Annotated in this window: 23 protein-coding genes, 2 rRNA genes and 1 riboswitch; of the genes, 23 read left to right on the top strand and 2 right to left on the bottom strand. The window is 47.9% G+C overall.

From position 1 onward, the window contains the following. The 17 genes from M3593_RS20020 to purD all read left to right on the top strand — a co-directional run. A 23S ribosomal RNA gene (locus M3593_RS20020) occupies positions 1 to 125 on the top strand; the annotation flags it as partial. A gap of 75 nt (positions 126 to 200) precedes the next feature. Beyond that, positions 201 to 316 (top strand): 5S ribosomal RNA (gene rrf / locus M3593_RS20015). Positions 317 to 863: 547 nt separating this feature from the next. Continuing rightward, positions 864 to 2,570: a methyl-accepting chemotaxis protein gene (locus M3593_RS20010; protein WP_251665131.1), complete on the top strand. Its 1,707-nt coding sequence runs from the start codon at positions 864 to 866 to the stop codon at positions 2,568 to 2,570. A 246-nt stretch (positions 2,571 to 2,816) separates the two neighbouring features. Continuing rightward, entirely contained in the window at positions 2,817 to 3,359 is a 543-nt protein-coding gene (locus M3593_RS20005) for a DUF2179 domain-containing protein (protein ID WP_144480467.1), read from the top strand. Further along, positions 3,356 to 3,562, top strand: coding sequence for an NETI motif-containing protein (locus M3593_RS20000; protein ID WP_251544487.1), 207 nt, complete (start codon positions 3,356 to 3,358; stop codon positions 3,560 to 3,562). Before M3593_RS20005 ends, M3593_RS20000 begins: the two co-directional genes overlap by 4 nt. 112 nt (positions 3,563 to 3,674) lie before the next feature. Continuing rightward, a riboswitch (purine riboswitch) is annotated at positions 3,675 to 3,776 on the top strand. 137 nt (positions 3,777 to 3,913) lie between these two features. After that, complete coding sequence (purE, locus tag M3593_RS19995) at positions 3,914 to 4,396, top strand: 5-(carboxyamino)imidazole ribonucleotide mutase (protein ID WP_251544489.1); 483 nt, start codon at positions 3,914 to 3,916, stop codon at positions 4,394 to 4,396. Further along, a complete protein-coding gene (gene purK / locus M3593_RS19990) occupies positions 4,383 to 5,543 on the top strand; it encodes a 5-(carboxyamino)imidazole ribonucleotide synthase (RefSeq protein WP_251544490.1) in 1,161 nt (386 codons plus the stop codon). The genes purE and purK overlap by 14 nt, the downstream gene beginning before the upstream one ends. Next, the gene (gene purB / locus M3593_RS19985; protein WP_251544491.1) at positions 5,540 to 6,832 is read left to right on the top strand and encodes an adenylosuccinate lyase; all 1,293 of its coding nucleotides are present in this window, start codon (positions 5,540 to 5,542) and stop codon (positions 6,830 to 6,832) included. The genes purK and purB overlap by 4 nt, the downstream gene beginning before the upstream one ends. A gap of 82 nt (positions 6,833 to 6,914) precedes the next feature. Further along, positions 6,915 to 7,628 (top strand): phosphoribosylaminoimidazolesuccinocarboxamide synthase, encoded by a 714-nt coding sequence (purC, locus tag M3593_RS19980; protein WP_251544492.1) that lies wholly within the window; start codon positions 6,915 to 6,917, stop codon positions 7,626 to 7,628. Next, positions 7,621 to 7,875 (top strand): phosphoribosylformylglycinamidine synthase subunit PurS, encoded by a 255-nt coding sequence (gene purS / locus M3593_RS19975; protein WP_144480455.1) that lies wholly within the window; start codon positions 7,621 to 7,623, stop codon positions 7,873 to 7,875. The genes purC and purS overlap by 8 nt, the downstream gene beginning before the upstream one ends. Continuing rightward, the gene (purQ, locus tag M3593_RS19970; protein ID WP_144480453.1) at positions 7,872 to 8,558 is read left to right on the top strand and encodes a phosphoribosylformylglycinamidine synthase subunit PurQ; all 687 of its coding nucleotides are present in this window, start codon (positions 7,872 to 7,874) and stop codon (positions 8,556 to 8,558) included. Before purS ends, purQ begins: the two co-directional genes overlap by 4 nt. Then, positions 8,542 to 10,758, top strand: a complete 2,217-nt coding sequence (gene purL, locus M3593_RS19965) for a phosphoribosylformylglycinamidine synthase subunit PurL (protein ID WP_251544493.1) — start codon at positions 8,542 to 8,544, stop codon at positions 10,756 to 10,758. The genes purQ and purL overlap by 17 nt, the downstream gene beginning before the upstream one ends. Continuing rightward, positions 10,743 to 12,155, top strand: coding sequence for an amidophosphoribosyltransferase (gene purF / locus M3593_RS19960; RefSeq protein ID WP_251544494.1), 1,413 nt, complete (start codon positions 10,743 to 10,745; stop codon positions 12,153 to 12,155). The genes purL and purF overlap by 16 nt, the downstream gene beginning before the upstream one ends. A gap of 268 nt (positions 12,156 to 12,423) precedes the next feature. Continuing rightward, positions 12,424 to 13,467: a phosphoribosylformylglycinamidine cyclo-ligase gene (gene purM / locus M3593_RS19955; RefSeq protein ID WP_251544495.1), complete on the top strand. Its 1,044-nt coding sequence runs from the start codon at positions 12,424 to 12,426 to the stop codon at positions 13,465 to 13,467. After that, positions 13,464 to 14,066, top strand: a complete 603-nt coding sequence (gene purN, locus M3593_RS19950; protein WP_251544496.1) for a phosphoribosylglycinamide formyltransferase — start codon at positions 13,464 to 13,466, stop codon at positions 14,064 to 14,066. Before purM ends, purN begins: the two co-directional genes overlap by 4 nt. Continuing rightward, positions 14,045 to 15,583 carry a bifunctional phosphoribosylaminoimidazolecarboxamide formyltransferase/IMP cyclohydrolase gene (purH, locus tag M3593_RS19945; RefSeq protein ID WP_251544497.1) on the top strand — a complete coding sequence of 513 codons (1,539 nt, stop codon included), beginning with the start codon at positions 14,045 to 14,047 and terminating at the stop codon, positions 15,581 to 15,583. The genes purN and purH overlap by 22 nt, the downstream gene beginning before the upstream one ends. Positions 15,584 to 15,649: 66 nt before the next feature. After that, positions 15,650 to 16,912 carry a phosphoribosylamine--glycine ligase gene (gene purD, locus M3593_RS19940; protein WP_251544498.1) on the top strand — a complete coding sequence of 421 codons (1,263 nt, stop codon included), beginning with the start codon at positions 15,650 to 15,652 and terminating at the stop codon, positions 16,910 to 16,912. Here purD and M3593_RS24315 read toward each other — a convergent pair. Further along, on the bottom strand, positions 16,890 to 17,003 hold the full coding sequence (locus M3593_RS24315; protein ID WP_324782409.1) for an EYxxD motif small membrane protein: 114 nt from the start codon (positions 17,001 to 17,003) through the stop codon (positions 16,890 to 16,892). The two genes, purD and M3593_RS24315, sit on opposite strands and share 23 nt — an antisense overlap. Positions 17,004 to 17,072: 69 nt before the next feature. Then, a complete protein-coding gene (locus tag M3593_RS19935) occupies positions 17,073 to 17,345 on the bottom strand; it encodes a YgaP family membrane protein (protein ID WP_251544499.1) in 273 nt (90 codons plus the stop codon). Between the two features lie 140 nt (positions 17,346 to 17,485). Here M3593_RS19935 and M3593_RS19930 point away from each other — a divergent pair, with 140 nt between their 5' ends. From M3593_RS19930 to pcrA, 6 genes are all read left to right on the top strand, one after another. Further along, the gene (locus M3593_RS19930) at positions 17,486 to 19,225 is read left to right on the top strand and encodes an adenine deaminase C-terminal domain-containing protein (protein ID WP_251544500.1); all 1,740 of its coding nucleotides are present in this window, start codon (positions 17,486 to 17,488) and stop codon (positions 19,223 to 19,225) included. A 62-nt stretch (positions 19,226 to 19,287) separates the two neighbouring features. Continuing rightward, a complete protein-coding gene (locus tag M3593_RS19925) occupies positions 19,288 to 20,328 on the top strand; it encodes a DUF3048 domain-containing protein (RefSeq protein ID WP_251544501.1) in 1,041 nt (346 codons plus the stop codon). 29 nt (positions 20,329 to 20,357) lie between these two features. Then, complete coding sequence (locus tag M3593_RS19920; protein WP_144480433.1) at positions 20,358 to 20,672, top strand: YerC/YecD family TrpR-related protein; 315 nt, start codon at positions 20,358 to 20,360, stop codon at positions 20,670 to 20,672. A gap of 403 nt (positions 20,673 to 21,075) precedes the next feature. Further along, a complete protein-coding gene (locus M3593_RS19915; RefSeq protein ID WP_251544502.1) occupies positions 21,076 to 22,503 on the top strand; it encodes a sodium:solute symporter family protein in 1,428 nt (475 codons plus the stop codon). Between the two features lie 198 nt (positions 22,504 to 22,701). Then, positions 22,702 to 23,388 carry a heptaprenylglyceryl phosphate synthase gene (gene pcrB, locus M3593_RS19910; RefSeq protein ID WP_251544503.1) on the top strand — a complete coding sequence of 229 codons (687 nt, stop codon included), beginning with the start codon at positions 22,702 to 22,704 and terminating at the stop codon, positions 23,386 to 23,388. 65 nt (positions 23,389 to 23,453) lie between these two features. After that, positions 23,454 to 25,706 (top strand): DNA helicase PcrA, encoded by a 2,253-nt coding sequence (gene pcrA, locus M3593_RS19905; protein WP_251544504.1) that lies wholly within the window; start codon positions 23,454 to 23,456, stop codon positions 25,704 to 25,706. Positions 25,707 to 25,715 lie beyond the last annotated feature (9 nt).

Below are 25,715 nucleotides of genomic sequence, written 5' to 3'. Positions count from 1 at the left end.
AAGATGAGATTTCCCATAGCGCAAGCTAGTAAGAACCCTGAAAGATGATCAGGTTGATAGGTCAGAGGTGGAAGCGCGGTGACGTGTGGAGCTGACTGATACTAATCGTTCGAGGACTTAACCAAATTGATCATTCGATTCTCTTGTATTCTTCTTACACATTATCTAGTTTTGAGGGAATAAAACCTCAAACCAAATAGTCTGGTGGCGATGGCGAGAAGGTCACACCCGTTCCCATACCGAACACGGAAGTTAAGCTTCTCAGCGCCGATGGTAGTTGGGGGTTTCCCCCTGTGAGAGTAGGACGCCGCCGGGCACTAAAAAGAACAGTCATAATGGCTGTTCTTTTTTTGTGTGAGAAATACTAACTCTGCAGAGAGAATCCTTACAGAATGGAAGGGGAAACTATGAAGCTGTTTGAACCCTGAGCATTCTCGAACAAAACCACAGAGCTAAAAAAATGGTCTGTACCTCAATTAACCTAAATATGCCGGGAAGCTCAAGCAATACAAGCGAGAAGCTTTACAGCGGCGATTGAACTCCAGTATCACATTCCGTCAAACTAGTATCAGATTCCACGAAAAACAAGACTGATTCCGCGAATTTCCCATGTAATTCCGCGGCCTGGAAAAAACTAGGATTTTTTCCAGTAAAACGTATGAAAAACAGCTTGTGACAATCACTAGAAAGACCGCACAATAAGGCTGTTTATCCCTGTCACATCTTTATTTTGTCGAATTAATGAAATCCCCCCTGAGATAATTAACAATCACAGAAATCTTCCGATATAACCTGAGTATTTAATGTTTCTATCGTTACAAACAATAAAGAGTCGGTTTACTTCAATGGGGGGAACAATTATTTTGAGGAGAAACAAGTCTGGTCTTAAATTGAAATTAGGGACAAAAATTAATTTAATCGTGTTGGGCACTGTGCTGGTGCTTTCTGTGATCATTGGTGTCATCGTGAACAGGGAAGTGACGATGGGGATCAAATCTTTTGCAGTGGAGAAAGCAAAGGGCGACCTGGCATTAAGTGAAGGGTATATCAACAATAAATTCCCTGGTGAGTGGGAAATTAAAAATGGAAAGCTGTATAAGGGAAACCAGGTTTTTAATGAAAACTTCGAGCTCGTTGACAAAATTGGCAAGGATACAGGAGATACAGTCACCATTTTTCAGGAAAACACCCGAATTGCCACAAACGTCATGCTGGATGGAAAGCGAGCTGTCGGAACGACTGTTTCAGAAGAGGTTGCTGAAGTAGTCCTGAAGCAGGGGAAGCCTTATTACGGTGAAGCTAATGTGGCGGGGCACTCGTATCAATCGGCTTATAAACCGATAATTGATCAGAATGGCAAGGCGATTGGAATTCTTTACGTTGGTGCTTCAGAAAAGATCATCGTTCAAATTCTGAGTTCTTTTATGACGAAATTTTTAATCCAGATTGCAATCGTATTAATCATCGCATTTATAGGAATCTATTGGTTTACACGAAATTTAAGAAGAAGGCTTAATGCCATATCGGCAGCCATGGTCAAGGCAGGAGCCGGGGACTTCACAGCTGTTGTCGAAGACCGGAGTGGAGATGAGCTTAGTGACCTTGCGGATAGCTATAATCACATGAAAGAAAACTTGAGCACTATGTTGCATGATGTGCTTGAAACTTCAGAACAGGTTGCCGCTTCGTCTGAACAGCTGACTGCAGGTGCTGAACAGACAAGCAGGGCGACCGAGCAAATAACAGAAGCGATCCAGCAGGTTGCCAGCGGTTCTGACACACAAACACAAGGGGTAGAAGAGAGTGCAAGGGCGTTGGAGGAACTGGCAAGGGGAGTGGCAGAGATTGCGGAAACTTCCTCATTGATTGCTGAGTCAAGTTCAGAAGCAAGTGACCATGCCAAACAGGGTGGGGCGTTTGTCGAGGAAACTGCAAGTCAAATGAATATGATCCATGCTTCTGTAGAAGAAACAGGAGAAGTTTTCAATCTGCTGAATGAAAGGTCCAGGGAAATCGACAATATCTCTAAGGTGATTACAGAGATTGCAGACCAGACCAATTTGCTCGCCTTGAATGCGGCCATTGAAGCAGCGAGGGCAGGGGAACATGGCAAAGGATTTGCCGTTGTTGCGGCAGAGGTCAGGAAGCTGGCTGAACAATCACAGAAATCCTCTTCCCAAATTTCCGATTTGATCGGACAGATACAAATGGATATGGAGCAGTCCAATGATTCGATTGAGACTGTAAAAAAAGAAGTATTAAGCGGCCTGGGAATTGTTGAAGGGACCCAAAAGAGCTTCCAGGAAATCCTTCATTCCATGGAAAATATGAGTGCGCGGATCGAAGAGATGGCAGCCACTGCGGAACAAATGTCTGCGAGCACAGAGGAAATCTCCGCAACCGTGAATGAGGTCTCGACGGTCTCAAAAGATTCTTCTGTCCATACTCAAAATGTCGCGGCTTCAGCTGAGGAACAATTAGCTTCCATGGAGGAAATAACAGCATCAGCCAATAACTTGTCTACAATGGCAGAAACGTTAAAAGATACAGTTAGCCGATTTAAAATATAATGGAGAACCATCAAGCCCTTCCTGGAACGGATGCTGGCCTGATGGTTTTTTTATGGCTTGTTCATTGCCGTGTCAATTGTGGAAAAGATTTATAAAAATAATTTTCAAATAGTTTCAAATGCTGTGCTTGAGGAAACCTTAAAATAAGAAATCTTTTCTCTCGTTATTCTGCAAGTTGCTTTACAAGTGATTTGATTAATGCGAACATTAAGGCTTATTAGATGAGATGTCTGGAGGGGTTATTGAATGCTGGAGAATAGTTTTGTCATGGTTGCCATCATCTTAATCATCAATATTGTGTATGTGTCTTTTTTTACAATCAGGATGATCCTGACGTTGAAGGGTCAGCGTTATCTGGCTGCAGGTCTGAGCATGATCGAAGTAGTGATTTATGTAGTCGGACTCGGGCTGGTACTTGAGAATTTGAATCAGATTCAGAACCTGGTTGCCTATGCTGTGGGCTATGGTATTGGTGTCATCGTTGGGATGAAAATTGAAGAGAAGCTGGCGCTTGGATATATTACGATAAATGTCATTACAAAGGAATATGATCGAGATCTTCCTAAGGCATTACGGGATCAGGGGTATGGTGTGACAGACTGGGCCGCTCACGGGCTTGAGGGTAACCGGATGGCTATGCAGATTCTGACTCCGAGGAAATATGAATTAAAGCTGTACCAGACGATCAAGGAGCTTGACCCGAAAGCATTTATCATTGCATATGAACCGAAAGCGATTCATGGCGGTTTCTGGGTAAAATCAGTTCGGAAAGGAAAGCTGTTCTCATGAGCAAGGTTAGAAAGAAACAGATGTATGAAGTCGGCGAGCATGAATCAATCGATGATTGCCTAAATAGAATGAAAAAGGACGGATTTGCCCCTGTCCGCAGGATGGAAAAGCCGATTTTCAAGGAAGTTGAGAAGAATGGCTCGGTTGAATATGAGCCTGCTGGAAGGCAGATTATCTTTGAAGCAAAGCTGATTGAAAGCTAAAGTGCGTTAGTTATTTAAAGTCCTAAACACGAACGATTTAAAATGGAAATTATTTAACGTTCGATTATTGATTGACAAAAAGTCTAAATGGTTGTTAAGATGTAGTTGTCGAAAGTGAAATCAGTTACTCCCTCGTATAATAATGGGGATATGGCCCATGAGTCTCTACCCGGTAACCGTAAATCGCCGGACTATGAGGGAAAGTAGTTTTTTAAAGTGAAGGGAAAAGAAATCACATTTACTTGTGGGTTTCTTTGCGTTTGCACCCGGACGGACTACTTTCTCTTCTATCAGAGGAAGCAGTCTATCCGGGTTTTTTGTTTTTAAAACTCCAAAGGGAGGTTTAGGTATATGACCGTTGCAGTTATTATGGGGAGCAAGTCGGATTGGGAAACGATGAAGCATGCGTGTGACATGCTGGATCGCTTAGAGATTTCTTATATAAAGAAGGTAGTTTCCGCTCATCGGACACCGGATTTAATGTTTGAGTTTGCCGAAAATGCTAGAAATGAAGGAATTAAAGTCATCATCGCCGGAGCGGGCGGAGCAGCTCATTTGCCGGGGATGGTTGCAGCGAAAACGACGCTTCCGGTTATCGGCGTGCCTGTACAGTCGAGAGCGCTCAACGGCTTGGATTCATTGTTATCGATTGTCCAGATGCCTGGCGGCGTACCGGTTGCGACGGTGGCGATCGGAAAAGCTGGGGCAACGAACGCAGGATTGCTCGCTGCTCAGATTTTAGGTGCATTTGATGGTAAAGTAGCAGAAATGCTGGCGCGATTACGAGAAGAAACAAAAATCTCAGTGATGGAAAGCAGTGATGAGCTTGTCTAAATTGATTTTACCAGGAGAGACGATCGGAATCATTGGCGGCGGGCAGCTTGGCAAGATGATGGCACTGTCAGCAAAAGCGATGGGTTTCAGGGTGATTGTGCTTGACCCGACAGAGGATTGCCCGTGCGGCCAGGTCACTGACGAGCAGATTGTCGGCAGTTATGATGATCTTGAAAAAATAAAGCAGCTATCTGAACAAAGTGATGTGATCACGTACGAGTTTGAGAACATTGATGCGGATGCTCTTGAATGGTTAAATAAATACGCCTATGTGCCACAGGGGACCGAATTGCTTCGGGTCACTCAGGACAGGATAGAAGAGAAGCGCCATATCGAGGCAGCCGGGGTGAGAGTGGCCCCATATGTGGCAGTGACCAGCGTGGAAGATATCAGGAATGGTGTTGAGGAGCTAGGTTTGCCGGCAGTATTGAAGACGGCACGGGGCGGTTATGATGGCAAAGGACAGCTGGTCATCAGGTCTGTTGAAGACATCCCTTTGGCGGAAACATTGGTCAGCCAGGGCTCGTGTGTACTGGAAAAATGGATTCCGTTTGAAAAAGAAATCTCTGTGATCATTACCCGCGGGACGAATGGTGAGACTGCTGTTTTTCCAGTCGGGGAAAATATCCATAAGGAAAATATCCTGCATCAAACCATTGTGCCGGCGAGAATCAGCTTGCAGGCTGAAGCAAAGGCAATAGGAGCTGCAAAGCAGATTGCCGAGGCGTTAGGTTTAATCGGGACGCTGGCGGTCGAGATGTTTTTAGGAGCGAATGATGAGCTTTACATAAATGAACTGGCACCGCGGCCGCATAACTCGGGACATTATACAATCGAGGCCTGCGAGACATCGCAGTTTGAGCAGCATGTCAGGGCAGTCTGTGGCTGGCCACTGGGCAGCACGAACTTGCTTAAGGCTGTTGTGATGGTGAATATCCTGGGTGAGCACCAGCAGCCATTGCTGGATAAAATCGCTGAAGTGCAGGATTGGAAGATTCACTTATATGGCAAAAAAGAAGCAAAGCATAAGCGGAAAATGGGGCATGTGACCCTTTTACGAGAGACAGTAGAGAGGGCGCTGGAGGAAGCAGAGCAAAGCGGCATCTGGGAAGGCGCAGCAGAAATGATCGGAGGACAAAAGAAATGATAGATCGTTATACAAGACCGGAAATGGGAGCAATCTGGACGGAGGAGAATCGCTTCAAAGCGTGGCTTGAGGTCGAGATCCTCGCATGTGAAGCATGGGCAGAGCTTGGCGAGATTCCTAAAGAAGATGTGAAGAAGCTCAGGGAAAATGCTTCATTTGATATTAACCGGATCAAGGAAATCGAGGAAGAGACACGCCATGATGTCGTTGCTTTTACAAGAGCAGTATCTGAAACGCTTGGAGAGGAACGTAAATGGGTGCATTATGGCCTGACTTCGACGGATGTGGTCGATACAGCATTATCGTATGTGCTTAAACAGGCGAATGCGATTTTGCTGAAGGATATTGAGAACTTTGTTGAGATTTTGGCGAATAAGGCTAAAGAACATAAATACACAGTGATGATGGGACGTACGCATGGTGTCCATGCTGAACCGACGACTTTTGGCTTGAAGCTGGCGCTATGGCTTGAGGAAATGAAGCGCAATCTTGAGCGATTCAAAATGGCTTCCAGCGACGTAGAATTCGGCAAGATTTCCGGTGCGGTTGGAACGTACGCGAATATCGATCCATTCGTTGAATCGTATGTCTGTGAAAAATTAGGACTGCAGCCGGCACCGATTTCCACTCAAACCTTGCAGCGGGACCGCCATGCGTTCTATATGGGGACACTTGCGTTAATTGCGACTTCCATTGAAAAATTCGCGGTGGAGATCCGCGGCTTGCAAAAAAGCGAAACTCGTGAAGTTGAGGAGTTCTTTGCGAAAGGACAGAAGGGTTCATCGGCGATGCCGCATAAGCGCAACCCGATTGGCTCTGAAAACATGACTGGGATGGCGAGGGTCATCCGCGGATACATGACAACAGCCTATGAGAATGTGCCACTGTGGCATGAGCGCGATATCTCACATTCATCTGCTGAGAGAATTATTTTACCCGACGCAACGATTGCTTTGAATTATATGCTGAATCGCTTTGGAAATATCGTCAAGAACCTGACGGTGTATCCGGAGAACATGAAGCGTAATATGGATCGGACACTTGGCTTGATTTACTCCCAGCGTGTGCTGCTTGCTTTGATCGACAAAGGGATGTCGCGTGAAGAAGCATATGATACGGTCCAGCCTCGCGCGATGGAAGCATGGGAAAAGCAGGTGCAGTTCCGCAGCCTGATCGAACAGGATGAAAAGATTGCCGGACTGCTGAGTGAAGCAGAAATCGATGACTGCTTTGATTACAACTACCATATCAAGCATGTGGATATGATTTTTGAAAGACTGGGACTTTAATACAAAAGGGCAAGGTTTCTTGCCCTTCTTTTATCTCTAGGAGACTGAAGATTGCCAATTATCTCAATCGGAGGGCGTTGAAATGGAAGAGCTGTTATACGAAGGGAAAGCGAAGCGGATTTACGCGACAGATCAAGAGGATGTAGTAAGGGTTCAATACAAGGATTCTGCGACGGCATTTAATGGCGAGAAAAAGGCAGAGATTGTCGGCAAGGGCAGGCTGAATAACGAGATTACGAGTCTATTATTCTCAAAGCTTGGCAAAGCTGGTATCCAATCGCATTTTATCGAGAAAATTTCCGAGAATGAGCAGCTGGTGAAGCGTGTACAGATCATCCCGCTCGAAGTGGTTGTCAGGAATTTCGCTGCGGGCAGTTTTTCAAAGCGCCTTGGCATTGAGGAAGGCAACAAGCTTTCAAGGCCAATCGTCGAGTTTTACCTGAAGGATGATGCGCTAGGCGACCCGCTGATTACCGATGAACATATTGATGTGCTGAATTTGGCAGCTGCAGAAGAAGTGGCTGAACTGAAGGCAGCGGCTTTGAAAATTAATGAAGTGCTTGGCGGATTTTTCGCTGAAATAGGTGTGAGATTAATAGATTTTAAGCTAGAGTTCGGCAAGGATACTGACGGGAAGATCCTGCTGGCGGATGAGATTTCGCCTGATACATGCCGCCTCTGGGATATGGAGACGCAACAAAAGCTAGACAAAGATGTGTTCCGCCGCGACTTAGGAAATCTTACTGATGCTTATGAAACCATTTTAACGAGATTGGGAGGACAATTGCATGTATAAAGTGAAGGTGTATGTCACGTTAAGGGAAAGTGTTTTGGATCCACAGGGGACGGCTGTTAAAAAATCGCTTGCGACTCATGGTTACGAAGGCATCCAGGATGTCCGAATCGGCAAGTATATGGAACTTACTTTGGATGAGAGTGTAAAGGATGTTGACGGCGCTGTTAAGGAAATGTGCGAGCGCCTGCTGGCGAATCCGGTGATTGAGGATTACAGGTATGAAGTCGAGGAGGTTGTTGCACAGTGAAATTTGCGGTGATCGTTTTTCCGGGTTCAAACTGTGACATCGACATGTACCATGCGGTAAAAGATGAGCTTGGCGAAGAAGCAGAATATGTCTGGCATGATGCTGAAAGCCTTGAAGACTATGATGCTGTGCTTTTGCCTGGCGGTTTCTCATATGGAGATTACTTGAGATCAGGCGCGATTGCGCAGTTCAGCAATGTGATGAAGGAAGTTGTCAAAGCGGCCGAAGCCGGAAAGCCTGTACTTGGCGTCTGCAACGGATTTCAGATTTTGCTGGAAGCAGGCCTTCTTCCAGGTGCAATGCGCAGAAATGACAGCCTGAAGTTCATCTGCAAGCAGGTCGAGCTGAAGGTGGAGAATAACGAAACAATGTTTTCAGCTGGCTATGAAAAAGGCGAGATCATCACGGTTCCGGTTGCGCATGGTGAAGGCAATTATTATTGCGATGAAGAGACGCTGGCTAATTTGAAGGCAAACAATCAAATCGTGTTCACATACGAAGGCGAGAACCCGAACGGAAGCCTTGGGAATATTGCCGGGATCATCAATGAACGAGGAAACGTCCTCGGGATGATGCCGCATCCGGAGCGTGCAGTCGATGAGCTGCTTGGCGGCGCGGACGGCCTGAAGCTTTTCAAATCAATCGTCAAACAATGGAGGGAAGCAAATGCGGTTAATGCTTGAACCAAGCCCAGAGCAAATTAAACAGGAAAAAATCTATCGTGAAATGGGACTTTCAGACAGCGAGTTTGCTTCTGCCGAACAGATCCTTGGACGTACTCCTAACTATACAGAGACTGGCTTGTTCTCGGTTATGTGGTCAGAGCATTGCAGCTACAAGAACTCCAAGCCTGTCCTGAAAAAGTTCCCTGTCACAGGTGAACGCGTGCTTCAAGGACCGGGCGAGGGTGCAGGGATCGTGGATATTGGGGATGGCCAGGCGGTCGTTTTCAAAATCGAGAGCCATAATCACCCTTCAGCAATCGAGCCATACCAGGGTGCTGCTACGGGTGTTGGCGGAATCATCCGCGATGTATTTTCGATGGGAGCAAGGCCAATTGCATTATTGAATTCCCTCCGTTTTGGCGAGTTAGAATCGCCACGGGTGAAATATTTGTTTGAACAAGTTGTTGCCGGTATTGCCGGTTACGGGAACTGCATCGGCATTCCGACGGTTGGCGGCGAGGTTCAGTTTGATGGTGCTTATGAGGGAAATCCGCTTGTTAACGCAATGTGCGTCGGTTTGATCAACCATGAGGACATTAAAAAAGGCCAGGCGCATGGCGTTGGAAATACCGTCATGTACGTTGGCGCTAAGACTGGCCGTGACGGAATCCACGGTGCGACATTCGCGTCCGAGGAATTGAATGAGGCGTCAGAAGAAAAGCGTCCTGCCGTACAGGTCGGGGATCCATTCATGGAAAAATTGCTGTTGGAAGCTTGCCTTGAGCTTGTGAAAAATGACGCGCTTGTCGGCATCCAGGACATGGGCGCAGCCGGATTGACAAGTTCTTCTGCTGAGATGGCGAGCAAGGCGGGCTCTGGGATCGAGATGAATCTTGACCTTGTGCCTCAGCGTGAAACAGGCATGACAGCTTATGAAATGATGCTGTCAGAGTCCCAGGAGCGTATGCTGATCGTCGTGGAAAAAGGCCGCGAGCAGGAAATCATCGATCTTTTTTCAAAGTATGAGCTTGAAGCCGTTGCAATCGGAAAAGTAACGGATGACAAGATGCTTCGCCTTTTACATAAAGGGGAAGTGGTTGCGGATGTTCCGGCAGATGCACTGGCTGAAGAGGCGCCTGTCTATTACAAGCCTTCCAGCGAACCTGCGTATTTCCGTGAGTTCCAGGCAATGGACAACAAAATTCCTAATGTAGAAAACTATGAAACTACTCTTTTGCAGCTGCTTCAGCAGCCGACCATTGCAAGCAAAGAGTGGGTTTATGATCAGTATGACCATATGGTACGCACAAGTACGGTCGTTTCGCCTGGGTCTGATGCTGCTGTCGTCAGAATCCGCGGTACGGAAAAAGGTCTGGCGATGACGACGGACTGTAACTCTCGGTATATCTATCTTGATCCGGAAACGGGCGGGAAGATTGCTGTTGCGGAAGCGGCGCGCAACATCGTCTGCTCTGGCGGCGAGCCCTTGGCGATCACGGATTGCCTGAATTTCGGAAATCCGGAGAAGCCAGAGATTTTCTGGCAGTTTGAAAAAGCGGTCGATGGCATGAGTGAAGCGTGCCGGACATTAAGCACGCCTGTCATCGGCGGAAACGTGAGTTTGTATAACGAAACGAATGGAACAGCTGTCTATCCGACACCAGTGGTCGGCATGGTTGGTCTGGTTGAAAATTTAAAGCATGTAACGACTCAGCATTTTAAAAATGCCGGCGATTTGATTTATTTGTTGGGAGACACGAAGGACGAGTTTGGAGGCAGTGAGCTGCAGAAGCTTGTATATGGCAAGATTTTCGGCAAGGCGCCTGAGCTAGATTTGGAAGTGGAAGCTAGCTATCAAGCGCAAATTTTAACAGTGATTAAAAATGACCTTGTTGCCTCTGCTCATGATGTTGCCGAGGGCGGCGCAGCGGTTGCACTTGCTGAATCCGTAATCGGAAGCAAGGGGCTCGGAGCAGCAGTTGAGCTCGAAGGCAACGCAGTATCAGCATTGTTCAGCGAATCGCAATCCCGCTTCATTTTATCGGTAAAACCTGAGAACCAAATTGAGTTTGAAAGTTTAACAGACGCAGTGCTGATCGGGAAAGTCGTTGAAACGCCAGTCTTAAAAGTTGATGTCAACGGTGAGAATGTGATCAATCAAGATGCAGAGGGGCTGAAAAAGGCCTGGAAAGGAGCCATCCCATGCTTGCTGAATTAAAAGGCTTGAATGAGGAATGCGGCGTTTTTGGTATCTGGGGACATCCAGAAGCAGCACAAATTACTTACTACGGCCTCCATAGCCTGCAGCATCGCGGCCAGGAAGGCACAGGCATCGTTGTCAGTGACGGCAAGCACCTTAAGGGCCGGAAAGGCGAAGGTCTTGTTACGGAAATTTTTACAGCAGATGCCATGGAAGATCTACAGGGTGTCGGCGCCATCGGCCATGTGCGCTATGCGACTGCAGGAGGAGGCGGCTACGAGAATGTTCAGCCGCTGCTGTTCCAATCACAGAGCGGCGGCCTGGCCCTTGCACATAACGGCAATCTTGTTAATGCCGATGCGTTAAGGAATCAGCTTGAGGCACAGGGCAGCATCTTCCAGACAAGCTCAGACACTGAGGTGCTGGCACATTTAATCAAGCGCGGCGGCTTCAGCCAGCTGAGGGATCGTGTGAAAAATGCCTTGCCAATGCTGAAGGGTGCTTACGCCTTTTTAATCATGACCGAGACAGAATTCATGGTGGCGCTGGACCCGCATGGGCTGCGACCTTTGTCATTGGGCAGACTTGGCGATGCGTATGTGGTTGCGTCTGAGACTTGTGCATTCGATATCGTCGGGGCAGAGTTTATCAGGGACATCCTTCCTGGAGAGCTGCTCGTGATCGATGCAGATGGCCTTCATTCCGAGATGTATTCAATGAGCTCCTCAACGGCAATCTGCACGATGGAATATATTTATTTTTCCCGCCCAGACAGCAATATTCACGGCATCAACGTCCATGCGGCCCGCAAGAATCTCGGCAAGCAGCTGGCAAAAGAAGTACCGATTGAGGCTGATGTTGTCACAGGTGTACCTGATTCAAGTATTTCTGCGGCCATCGGCTATGCGGAGGAATCAGGCATTCCGTACGAAATGGGCTTGATCAAGAACCGTTATGTCGGCCGGACATTCATCCAGCCTTCCCAAAGCTTAAGGGAGCAGGGTGTGAAAATGAAGCTTTCGCCGGTGCGCGGTATTGTTGAAGGCAAGCGTGTCATTATGGTGGATGACTCGATCGTGCGCGGCACAACAAGCCGCCGGATTGTGAAAATGCTTAAGGATGCCGGTGCCACTGAGGTCCATGTCGTCATCAGCTCGCCGCCAATCCAGAACCCGTGCTTTTACGGGATCGATACATCTACTCGCGAAGAGCTGATTGCTTCTGAACATTCCGTCGAAGAGATTCGTGAGTTGATTGGCGCTGACTCGCTGACGTTTTTAAGTGTCGAGGGCATGCTGGAGGCAATCGGACGCAATGAACCTGGCGAAACGCGAGGCCAGTGCCTGGCATGTTTTACAGGTAAGTATCCGACGGAAATCTATCCGCAGGCAGTACCTGCCGGGCAGAAGTGCTGATGGGTTTCACCAAAATTAGGATGAAGGTGCAATTATATCAGGTTAACGCGCAATTATGCGATAGAACTGTGCAATTATAGTTTCTGTTGGTGCAATTAACCTGAATGATCGTGCAATTATGAGTTCCATTCGTGCAATTAACTCGAATGACCGTCAATAGAAGGCTACTATTCGTAGAATTCTCCTGTAGTCTGGCGATGGAAAACATGGTTGAGAAGAAATGTAGAAGTTGAATACTAGAAAAACAGCCAAATCGGAGGTAGTGAACATGGCAAATGCGTATAAGCAGGCAGGTGTGGATATAGAGGCCGGGTATGAAGCGGTCGAACGGATCAAAAAGCATGTGAATCGGACGGTCAGGCCGGGTGTGTTCGGGGCGCTGGGCGGATTCGGGGGGATGTTCGACCTTTCCAGTCTCGGACTGAAAGAACCGGTACTCGTTTCAGGTACGGATGGTGTCGGCACGAAGCTGATGCTGGCTTTCATGATGGACCGCCATGATACAATTGGCCTTGATGCGGTCGCGATGTGCGTGAACGACATCGTTGTCCAGGGAGCAGAACCACTCTACTTCCTTGATTACATTGCTTGCGGCAAAGCCCAGCCTGAGAAAATCGAAGCGATTGTCAAAGGAATTGCCGATGGCTGCGAGCAGGCAGGCTGCGCCCTCGTAGGCGGGGAAACTGCGGAAATGCCGGGAATGTACTCTCCGGAAGAATACGATTTGGCTGGTTTTTCGGTGGGGGCCTGTGAAAAAGCTGATATCATTACAGGCCAGCAAATCAAGGAAGGCGACGTGCTGATCGGGCTGGCTTCAAGCGGGATTCACAGCAATGGATACTCGCTTGTTCGCAAAGTGTTTCTTGAGCAGGCCGGCTGGAAGCTTGACCGACATGTGGAGGAGTTCGGCTGTACACTTGGTGAAGAGCTGCTGAAGCCGACCCGCATTTATGTAAAATCAGTACTTGCCGCTATGAAGCAATTCGAACTTAAAGGGCTTGCCCACGTCACAGGAGGCGGCTTTATTGAAAACATCCCGAGGATGCTGCCGGAAGGACTTGGCGCTCAGATAGAAGAAGGCAGCTGGGAAATACCTCAGGTGTTCCTGACACTGGAATCATTAGCCCAACTCGACCGCCAGGACATGTATAATACTTTTAATATGGGTATTGGCATGGTAGTGGCTGTTGATCCGAAAATCGCACCAAAACTTGTTGAGTTTTTCAACGAAAATGGTGAGCGTGCTTCGGTGATTGGGACAGTCACTGTTTCTGAAGGAATCCAGATAAAAACGGCTGGTGAAGCAGTATGAAGAAAATCGCGGTGTTTGCATCTGGAAGCGGGAGCAATTTCCAGGCGATTGCGGTTGCTGCCCAGTCTGGAAGCCTGAATGCTGAAATCAGCCTGCTTGTATGCGACAAGCCGGGTGCGTTTGCAGTTGACCGTGCTGAAATGCTGGGGATTCCTGCCCTGGTCATCAGCCCGAAGAGTTATCCATTCAAGGAAGCATATGAGGAAGAAATTTTACAAAAACTAACCAGCCTGGAGGTAGACCTGATCGTTCTTGCAGGCTATATGCGCCTGATTGGGCCGACATTGCTGAATGCGTACGAAGGAAAAATCATCAATATCCACCCGTCGCTGCTGCCTGCCTTTCCCGGAAAGGATGCAATCGGCCAGGCGCTGGCAGCGGGAGTCAAGACAACGGGAGTGACGATTCACTATGTTGATGAAGGGATGGATACAGGCCCGGTCATTGCAAGTGCGGCAGTGAACATCATCGCTGGTGAGACACACGAGTCACTCCAGAAGAAAATACAGCGGATCGAACACAGCTTATATCCAGAAGTTCTGGAGGAGCTGCTGAACGGAAAAGAGGAGGCAGTACAATGGGAAAAAAGCGTGCACTGATCAGTGTTTCGAATAAAGAAGGAATTGTTGAATTAGCAAAGGAGCTTGTTGAGCTTGGATTTGAAATCATCTCGACCGGCGGTACGAAGAATGCCTTGAAAGAAGGCGGAGTTCCTGTCATCGGCATCAGCGACGTAACCGGATTCCCTGAAATCCTTGAAGGGCGCGTCAAGACGCTCCATCCAAAAATACATGGCGGATTGCTGGCAAAGTATGATGATCCCTCCCATCAGGCTCAGCTGTCTGAGAATGAAATTGGAAAAATCGAACTTGTCTGCGTCAACTTGTATCCTTTCAAAGAAACCATTTCAAAGCCAGACGTGACACCGGAAGATGCGATCGAGAATATCGATATTGGCGGTCCGGCTATGCTGCGCGCCTCAGCGAAAAACCATCAATACATAACCGTGCTCGTCGATCCTGCCGACTACCAGCAGGTGATCGAAGAATACAAAAATAACAATGAAACCACTCTGGAAACCCGCCGCACCCTTGCAGCGAAGGTGTTCCGCCATACGGCAGCCTACGATGCGCTGATTGCAGAATACATGACGAATCTCGCAGGCGTGGAACAGCCGGAAAAAATGACGGTTACTTACGAGTTGAAGCAAAGCCTTCGATATGGCGAGAACCCACATCAGAAAGCTGCTTTTTATCAGAAGCCGCTTGGTTCAGCATTTTCGGTTGCGGCTGCTGCACAGCTTCATGGGAAAGAGCTGTCTTACAATAATATCAATGATGCCAATGCGGCTTTGCAGATTGTAAAAGAATTCTCTGAGCCTGCTGCGGTTGCCGTCAAGCATATGAACCCATGTGGTGTCGGCACTGGAAAAGATGTTTTTGATGCTTTTGGAAAAGCGTTTGAAGCGGATCCTGTCTCAATCTTTGGAGGCATCATCGCGCTGAATCGCGAGGTCGATGGAGAGACGGCACGCAAGCTGTATGAAATCTTCCTGGAAATCATCATTGCGCCTTCTTTTAGCGACGAAGCTCTTGAGATTTTAACAGCTAAGAAGAATCTGCGCTTGTTGAAGGTTGGATTTGATGGGAATGAAGCCAGGGAAAATACCCTTTCCTCGATCGAGGGCGGCTTGCTTGTCCAGGAGCAGGATGCATTTGGATTCGAAGACGCTGAAATTTCTGTGCCGACGAAACGCGAACCGACGGATGCTGAGTGGGAAGCGCTGAAACTGGGCTGGAAGGTTGTTAAGCATGTTAAATCCAACGCAATAGTCGTAACCGATAAGGATATGACACTGGGGATCGGTGCCGGGCAGATGAACCGTGTCGGAGCTGCGAAAATCGCCCTTGAACAGGCTGGTTCAAAAGCGGAGGGAGCGGCGCTTGCATCTGATGCGTTCTTCCCGATGGATGACACTGTCGAAGCGGCGGCAAAAGCAGGGATCACCGCCATCATTCAGCCGGGTGGATCAGTCCGTGACGAGGATTCAATTAAAAAGGCGGATGAATACGGTATTGCGATGGTATTTACCGGAGTAAGACATTTCAGGCATTAATTTTGTGTGAATTGACAGGATGCAGGTCAGAAAAAAGCAGTTCTGAAATTAACGGGGGTGCGTGTTATGAAGGTTCTGGTGGTTGGCAAAGGCGGCCGGGAGCATGCGATTTGCAAGAAGGTCAGTGAGAGTCCGCTGGTTACAGAGGTTTTAGTGGCCCCGGGCAATCCGGGTATGGAGGATTGCGCGAAATTGGTCTCGATAAATGAAATGGATACAGAGGGTCTTGTTTCATTTGCGAAGGAGCAGCAAATCGGGCTGACAATCATCGGTCCGGAGGTTCCCTTGCTGGAAGGGCTGGCTGATATTTTCATTGAAGAGGGACTCAAAGTTTTTGGTCCCCGAAAAGCAGCAGCGATCATCGAGGGCAGCAAATCGTTTGCAAAGGACTTGATGAAAAAGTACGGCATTCCTACTGCTGCTTACGAGACATTCACGGACTATGCCGAGGCAAGGGATTATCTTGCGAAGGTAGGAGCTCCGATTGTCATCAAAGCGGACGGACTGGCAGCGGGAAAAGGCGTCGTTGTCGCGATGACGATGCAGCAAGCGGAACAGGCGCTGCAGGAAATGTTGCTAGACGGCAAATTTGGCGAAGCCTCCGCAAGCGTGGTCATGGAGCAATTTTTACCTGGGGAAGAGTTTTCGCTGATGGCGTTCGTGAACGGAGAAACTGTGATCCCGCTTGAAATCGCCCAGGACCATAAGCGTGCATTCGATGGCGACAAGGGGCCTAACACCGGCGGGATGGGAGCGTACTCCCCGGTGCCGCATATCAAAAAGGATTCGATCGAAGAAGCAGTGCAGAAAATCCTCATTCCTGCAGCAATCGCAATGGAAATGGAAGGCCGGAGCTTTACAGGTATTCTGTATGCCGGGCTGATAGAGACGGCAGAAGGTCCAAAAGTGATTGAATTCAATGCAAGATTCGGCGACCCGGAAACACAGGTGATCCTGCCGAGGATGAAATCGGATTTGGTCGAGGTGATCCTCGAACTGCTTGAAGGGTGCAAACCTGAAATTGAATGGCATAAGGAAGCGATGGTCGGCGTAGTGGTCGCGGCCAATGGCTATCCGGAGGAGTATGGAAAAGGGGCTGAACTCAAAGGCATTGAGAGCATGTCAGATGTTTTCCATGCAGGCACGGCGAAAAACGTCCAGGGTAAGTTCGTGACAAACGGCGGCAGGGTGCTGCTTGTCGGTGCAAAAGCGGACTCGCTAAAGGAAGCGCAGCAAAAAGTATATGCTGAGCTCGAAAAGCTGGACTGCCCGGAAACCTTTTATCGCAAGGATATCGGCAGCAGAGCTATCGGGCACGTCTCTTGCTAGAACCCTTCATATAGACAAGAAGCAGGGCAATGATGCTTCCGATCAGTGCAATCCAGACGAAGCTGACGTCCATGATATATTCCCAAAACATTGAATCATCTCCTTTTTGGAAGCCCCCGGGTCTGGGGGCTTTATTTTATTGCTTTGAACCATACAACAATCAACTAGGGTTATACTGGATCCATCCCTCAGAGTCCTCATCCTCAGAATTCTTTTGCTCCATCATGTCCTGGCCTTTTTCATAGGCAGCAGTGAGCGGACAGTAGCGGACGATTCCTTCCCCGACTTTCATCGCGCCAAGCATCGCAATGAAAAGGTAGGAATCCTTCCAAGGACGCTTCACCATTTTGGAAGTCGACCATGCCAGGATCGTCAACCCCGCCGTAATTCTCACAAGTGCATTGATGATACCGATATTCGGACGCACCTTCATTTTCCATCGCTCCTTTATACAGCTATTTACAATAATTTTGAAATTCTTTAATGCGTTAAACAGTGAAATATGTTACGATAGTACAATAATGTAAGGGCTTTCTTTTTGATTTTTTAACATATAGAAAAGGGGAACATGGTATGGAACAACGTTACCGATGGAAAAACAAACAATTGCGCAACCATGCTGCTGTTTTGGACGGCACCCTTTCACCGACGATCTTATTGAAAAATGCAACGTATTTGAACCAGACATTCCGCAAGTGGATGACTGCGAACATATGGATTTACAATGACAGGATTGTGTATGTTGGTGAAAACCTGCCGGAAAACACGAAGCGGTGCGAAATAGTGGATTGCGCTGGAATGAAACTGGTGCCAGGTTATATTGAACCTCACGCCCACCCATTTCAACTTTATAATCCCCATTCTTTCGCTGCCTATGCATCACAGACGGGGACGACCACACTGATCAATGATAATATGGTGCTTGCTTTACAATTGGGTAAAAAGAAAGCGTTTTCCTTTATAAATGAACTGAATGACAACCCGGTCACCATGTACTGGTGGAGCCGTTTTGACGCTCAGACAGAAATCCAGCATGAGGAGGAGGTATTCTCCAACAGCAATGTCAGGTCATGGCTTGAGCATGAGAATGTTGTCCAGGGCGGCGAGTTGACTTGCTGGCCGAAGCTGATGAATGGCGATGACATGATCCTTCACTGGATGCAGGAAACGAAGCGGATGCACAAGAAAATCGAAGGGCATTTCCCGGGTGCATCAGAGAAAACGCTGGCAAAAATGATGCTGTTCGGCGCGGATTGCGACCATGAGGCGATGACAGGCGAGGAAGTCAGAAGGAGGTTGATGCAGGGATATATGGTTTCGCTGCGGCATTCCTCAATCCGTCCTGATTTACCGAAGCTGCTTGATGAAATCCATGAGCTGGACATCGCAGTGTATGACCGGTTTATGATGACAACGGACGGGGCATCGACGGCGTTTTACGAAAATGGTGTCATCGATGAATTGATCCGGATTGCCATCGATCATGGCGTACCGGTTATTGATGCCTACAATATGGCGACAATCAATGTGGCGCGTTATTATAATTTCGAGCATCTGCACGGGAACATCGCCACCGGACGAATCGCGAATATCAATATCCTGAGCGATGAACTGAATCCGACACCTGTTTCGGTGCTGGCGAAGGGCCAGTGGGTGAAGCGCGACGGTGAGGCAATTGATGCAGCGAAAGAATTGAATTGGCCCGAGATGGGTTTCGCTCCGCTAGAAATGGACTGGGATTTAACGATGGACGATCTGCAGTTTTCAATGCCATTTGGAATCAAGATGGAGAATTCGGTGATCACGAAACCTTATTCCATCTCGATCGATGTGTCTGAAGATCAATTGTCCTCAAAACATGATGAATGTTTTTTCACTCTGATCGACCGCCATGGGAACTGGCGCATCAATACAGTCCTAAAGGGCTTCGCCACCGGTTTGCAGGGGCTTGCGAGCTCGTTCTCAAATACCGGTGACATCATTTTAATCGGTAAAGATAAACAGGATATGATGGCTGCTTTTAACAGGATGAAAGAGCTTGGAGGCGGAATTGTTGCCTGTGAAAATGGGGTTCCTGTCAGGGAAATCCCGCTGAGACTTCAGGGGATCATGTCGAGCCATCCTGTGACGGAGCTGATGGCGGAGGAAAAGCATTTGCTGGAATATCTGAAGGATAAGGGCTACAAATTTGCTGATCCGATCTATTCCCTGCTATTCTTCTCATCAACGCACTTGCCATACATCCGCATCACCCAGCAGGGCATCTATGACGTGATGAAAAAAACGGTACTCTTTCCAACGATAATGCGTTAAAATATAAAAGTGCATCTAGAGATAGACAGCCATGAATGAACTGGGTTCAAGGGGTGGCGAAAATGAGAAAAACATGGATCGCTGTGCTGGTTGCAGCAATCGTGCTTGCAGGCGGGTGCAGCAGTAAAGAGACAGAGAAAAAAGAAACAGTTAAAGAACATAAAGAAAAAGAAGTGGAAACTGTTGGCAAGGAAGCAGAAGAGTTTCAGTTCAAATTTCCGCTTACTGGAGTGGGCACCAAAGAAGAATCCTCAGATAGGGCAGTAGCAGTGGTTGTCAATAACCACCCGAAAGCAAGACCGCAATCTGGGCTTAATAAAGCAGACGTTGTTCACGAAGTTCTGGCTGAAGGCGACGTAACAAGATTCGTGGCGATTTTCCAGAGCGAGAAGCCTGAAAAGATTGGACCGGTCCGCAGTGCGCGTGAATACTTCATCGGGCTGGCATCCGGGTTTAACAGCTTCTTCGTCGCCCATGGATATAGTCCTGAAGCAAAGGAAATGCTTGAACACGGCGAAATTGATAACATCAACGGAATGCAATATGACGGAACATTGTTCAAGCGTGCTGATTTCCGTAAGGCACCTCATAATTCGTATATCACTTATAAGAATATCGTGAAGGGTGCGGAAATGAAAGGCTACGGAATGGACAAAGCTCCTGAACCTGCTGTATTCTTGAGCGGTGAGGAAGCCGATCAGCTGGAGGGAACTTCGGCGGAAGATTTCATGGTATCCTATGGTTCGCCGTCGTTCGATGTAATTTACGAGTATGATGCTGACAAGCAGAAATACCACCGTTTCAATGGAAGCGAAGAAACAGTGGATCTTGAATCGAAGGAATCTGTTCTGCTCGACAACATCCTTGTCGTGCAAATGAACCACAAGATCGTTGATGATGCCGGGCGCAGGGTAATCGACATGAATTCCGGCGGCAAGGGATATTTGTTCCAAAAAGGCAAAGTGAATGAGATACAATGGAAAAATGAGGCTGGCAGGATCGTCCCTTATAAGGATGGAGCAAAAGCTGGTTTCGTTCCCGGGAAAACATGGATCAACATTGTCCCATCAATCAGCGATGTCTCATTCGACTCTCAACAATAAAATTCTGAGTGAATTAAGGGGTAGAATATATGCAAATTGATAAATTAAGAGGCAAGGAACTAGACCAATTGTTCAAGGCGATTTTATCGCTGAAGGACCTTGATGAAGCGTACCGATTCTTCGATGACCTGGCAACGGTGAATGAAATCCAGTCACTCGCACAGCGTCTTGAAGTAGCCCGCATGCTTCGCGAAGGCAAGACCTACCATAAAATCGAAACAGAAACAGGCGCAAGCACGGCAACGATTTCCCGTGTCAAGCGCTGCCTGAACTATGGAAACGACGCCTACGAAATGGCGCTCGAAAGATTGAAAGAACAGGAAAATGCTGAAAAAGCGAATTAGTTTATGACATGGGACGGAACCAGATCTGGTTCTGTTCTTTTTTTTGGGCTGGCCGGTAAATTGGTAAAAACTACGGATAATTCCCAATTCGCTATAAAAATGAAAAAGTCGCTATATAAATGAACTTTTCGCTATAAAAATCAGAAAGTCGCTATAAAAATGGATTTTTCGCTATATAAAAGAAATTGTCGCTAAATAAAATGGGAAAAAACCAGGTTATTTTCCAGTTCGCCAATAAAATCTGATTATCGCCAAAAAAGCAGGTATTTTCGCCAAAAAAATGAAAAATCGCCAAAAAACAGGGTGAAATTCCCAATAAATATCTATAATCGCCAAAAAACCAGGTTACCCGCTATTTTAAAAGGGTAGGGGGTAGGTAAAATATAAACTTTGGAGTGAGTTGATGGGGGCAAGCTTGACGGTCATTGCGATTGTGATTATTTATTTAGGTATTATGATCATGATTGGGTACATATCTTCGAAAAAAATCAATGATAATGAGGACTTTTTGGTTGCGGGCCGTAAGATGGGTCCGTGGCTGCTGGCGGGAAGCCTTGCAGCGACTGAGGTTGGCGGCGGGTCGTCACTCGGGGTGGTTGAAAAAGCGTATGGAGATTGGGGGCTGTCGGCAGTCTGGTATGTCATCACAATGGCGATTGCCTTCGTCGTGCTGGCGTTCCTCGCGCCTATGCTGCGGGAAGCTGCTGTAAAAACGGTACCTGAATACTTTCGCAGGCGGTACGGGAAAGCGAATTCACTGGTAACATCCATTATCATGCTGCTGCCGATGGTCGGTCTGACGGCGGTTCAGTTCATCGCATCGGCGACGATCCTGTCAGTCATGACCGGCTGGAGCTACACTGTTTCTGTCATCATCGTCACCGTTGTTGTTACGTTATATAGTGTGATGGGCGGCATGTACAGTGTTGTTTACACCGATGTGGTCCAGTGGATCTTCATCATCGTCGGGATGGGGCTGATCATTCCATTCACGCTTCAGGCAGGCGGTGGTTTCGAGCAAGTGACGGCCAATATACCGGATGCGAAGTGGAGTCTCGTGGATGGTGCTGGCTGGGGGACGATTCTTGCACTGGTCGTTATGTATATCGCTTCCTTCACGGTTGGCCAGGAGGCGGTCCAGCGCTATTATTCCGCCAAGGACGGCAAGGCAGCGAAGCAAGCTTCCTATATTACTTCTTTCGTCTACGTGCTGTTCGCATTCATCCCTGCGATGATCGGTCTATTCATGTACGGAATGGTCGAGAACGGCCAGATTGACGGGGCGATGCTGATGGAAAGAGGTGCGCAGTACGCATTGCCAGTGTTGGCGATGGAGGTGCTGCCGGATGTCGTGACCGGTATCCTGTTCGCCGCACTGATTTCGGCGACGATGTCGAGCGCATCTAGTAATCTATTGGCGGCTGGATCCATTTTCACAAATGATATTTACCATCAATATATCAACAAGGATGCAGCGGATGGTAAGCTGTTAAAAATGGTCCGCTACACGATGTATGTGGTTTCCGGCTTCGCCTTGCTGACAGCAATCTGGAATGTTTCGGATATTATCACGCTATTAATGTTCTCTTTTACATTGAGAGCGGGAGGCGCGTTCATTCCTTATGTGCTCGGGCACGTCTGGGAAAAAGCGACCCCGGCAGGCAGCCTGGCGTCCTTGTTCCTTGGGAGTCTCGCAGTCTATCTTGGCGAAAAGGAGTTCATCAGCTTCTTCGGGCTTGATCCTATTTATCTCGCATTGGTTGTGAGCGGAATCAGTTTCTATGTTTTTTCAAAATTGTTCAAAGAGCAATACGAACACCGTGATTTGTAAAAAATTGCTGAAAGCGTTCCGGAAGGCGGGACGCTTTTTTGCGCATATTTAGGAGCATTCATCTATTTTTCGCTTTGAAAAAAGCCTGGCGTCAGCGCTTGCGGATTTCTCTCAAACAACCTTATGTTTCCTTTTTTATATACCGGCAACAAATGCTATAATGGTGGAATGGATAGATAGAATGGGGGCAATTCTGGGATGTACGATGTTCGCGAGTGGAGACATGTGTTCAAACTCGATCCAAATAAAGAGATCACTGATGAAGAATTAGAAAGAATTTGCGAGTCTGGAACCGACGCAATCCTGGTTGGGGGAACGGATGGAGTCACGCTAGAAGGCGTCCTCGATTTAATGGCCCGCGTCCGCCGCTATACGGTTCCGTGCATTCTCGAGGTTTCGACAATCGACTCGATTACGCCGGGTTTTGATTTTTATTTTATCCCGACGGTGCTGAACAGCGGCAATCCGGAGTGGATTACCGGGCTGCATCATAAAGCAGTCAAGGAATATGGCGATCTGATGGATTGGGACGAGCTAAAAATGGAAGGCTATTGCATCCTCAATCCGGATTGCAAGGCAGCCAGATTGACCGAGGCGAAGACCGAGCTTTCAGCCGAAGATGTACAAGCCTACGCGATGATGGCGGAAAAAATGTTCAACCTGCCAATTTTCTATTTGGAATACAGCGGCACGTACGGCAATCCTGAATATGTAAAAGCTGCAAAAGACGTTCTCGATCAAACCGTCCTCTTTTACGGTGGTGGGATTGAAACGGCGCAGCAGTCAGCGGAAATGGCTGCACATGCCGATGTCATCGTTGTTGGGAATGTAATCTACAGCAACCTGGACGAGGCATTGAAGACAGTTGCTTCAGTAAAGCAATAACCCAGTTGTATAGAAATATATTATAAGATAAAATAAGAACAAATGTTTGTATGGTGGTGAAGAGTGTGCAATTTTTGACGGATAAATTATTGAACGGCCTGAATCCGGAGCAGCAGAAGGCTGTCAAGACAGTCGACGGACCACTGCTTCTGATGGCAGGGGCAGGCTCTGGTAAAACAAGAGTTTTGACACACAGGATTGCGTATTTAATGGTGGAAAAAGGGGTAAATCCTTATAACATCCTGGCGATCACATTTACGAATAAAGCGGCACGCGAGATGCGCGAGAGGATTCAGAAAATGATGGGCGGAGCGGCAGATGATATCTGGATTTCAACGTTCCACTCGATGTGTGTGCGGATTTTGCGCAGAGACATTGACCGTCTCGGTTATAACCGCAACTTCACGATTCTTGACTCAACAGACCAGCAATCGGTCATTAAGTCGATCTTGAAGGACAAAAATATGGATCCGAAAAAGTTCGACCCTCGTGCGATTCTAGGAACGATCAGCTCGGCGAAGAACGAATTGATCACGCCGGAAGAGTATGCGAAAACAGCCGGCGATTATTTCTCACAGAAGGTCAGCGATGTGTACGAAGAGTATCAGCGCAGGCTTCGCAAAAATAACGCGCTTGATTTCGATGACCTGATCATGTCGACAATCACGCTGTTCATCCGCGTGCCTGAAGTGCTTGAGTACTATCAGCGCAAGTTCCAGTACATCCACGTCGATGAGTACCAGGATACGAACAGGGCACAATACATGCTGGTAAAACTGCTTGCGCAGCGCTTCCAGAACCTTTGTGTCGTCGGGGACTCCGACCAGTCGATCTATCGCTGGCGCGGTGCTGACATAGCGAATATCCTTTCTTTTGAAAAGGACTACCCAAGAGCGAGTGTGATTTTGCTGGAGCAGAATTACCGCTCAACAAAGAAGATTTTGCTGGCAGCGAATATGGTCATCCAGAACAATATGAACCGGAAGCCGAAAAATCTCTGGACGGAAAATGCCGACGGCAACAAAATAATGTATTATCGTGCCGATAGTGAGCAGGGCGAAGCTCAGTTCGTGATCGGCAAAATCCAGGAGCTTATGCGCCAGGGCCGCAAGCTGTCCGATATCGCAATCCTGTATCGGACGAACGCCCAGTCGCGTGTGATCGAGGAATCATTCCTGAAATCGAACATTGATTACTCGATTGTCGGCGGCATCAAGTTCTATGACAGAAAAGAAATCAAGGACATCCTGGCCTATCTGCGCCTGATTTCGAATCCGGATGATGATATCAGCTTGCAGAGGATCATCAATGTTCCGAAGCGCGCGATCGGTTCAACATCGATAGATAAAATCGCCAACTTCGCGACGATGCATGATCTATCGATGTTCCAGGCGCTCGAGACGATTGAAATGATCGGACTCAGCCCGAAGGCAGAAAAAGCTGCGGCCGAGTTCCGCAACCTGGTCAGCAATTACACACACCAGCAGGAATACCTGTCGGTCACTGAGCTGGTGGAGGAAGTCCTGGATAAGACAGGCTACCGCGATATGCTTAAGGCGGAAAAATCGCTGGAATCACAGAGCAGACTTGAAAACATAGATGAATTTTTAACCGTAACAAAAAGCTTTGAAGAAAGCAGTGAAGATAAGAGCCTCGTTGCATTCCTGACGGATTTGGCACTTGTTGCCGATATCGACCGTCTTGACGATGATGGCGAACAAAAAACCGATTTTGTCACACTGATGACCCTGCACTCAGCCAAGGGACTTGAGTTCCCGGTTGTCTTCCTGATCGGTATGGAAGAAGGAGTCTTCCCGCATAGCCGCTCCTTGATGGAAGAGGATGAGATGGAGGAAGAGCGCCGTCTTGCCTACGTGGGAATCACCCGTGCTGAAGAAGAGTTATTCATCACGAATGCACAGATGCGTACGCTTTTCGGCCGCACGAATATGAACCCGGAATCACGTTTTATCAAAGAAATTCCTGGTGATTTAATTGAAGATGCCGTGCCGAAAGTCAGAAGGCCTGCTCCAACAAGCGGCGGCAGACCAGCATCAGCCAGCGGCGGCAGACCAGGCGCTTCTGCAAGACCGTCCATGCCAGCCCGCGGCGCTGTTACCCGTCCAGTCGCAGCTGCAAGCGGCGGTGAAGGCATTGACTGGAAGGTTGGAGACAAAGCGCAGCATGGCAAGTGGGGAACAGGAACGGTAGTCAGCGTGAAAGGCTCCGGTGAAGGAACCGAGCTGGATATAGCCTTCCCAAGCCCAACAGGAATCAAGCGATTGCTGGCCAAGTTCGCGCCGATTACTAAGGCTTAATCTATACCA

The organism is Mesobacillus sp. MER 48 (assembly GCF_023714225.1).
Lineage (GTDB): Bacteria > Bacillota > Bacilli > Bacillales > Cytobacillaceae > Mesobacillus > Mesobacillus oceanisediminis_A.
The sequence above is the reverse complement of the archived record's forward strand: the minus strand, read 5'-3'. Positions and strand labels throughout refer to the sequence as shown.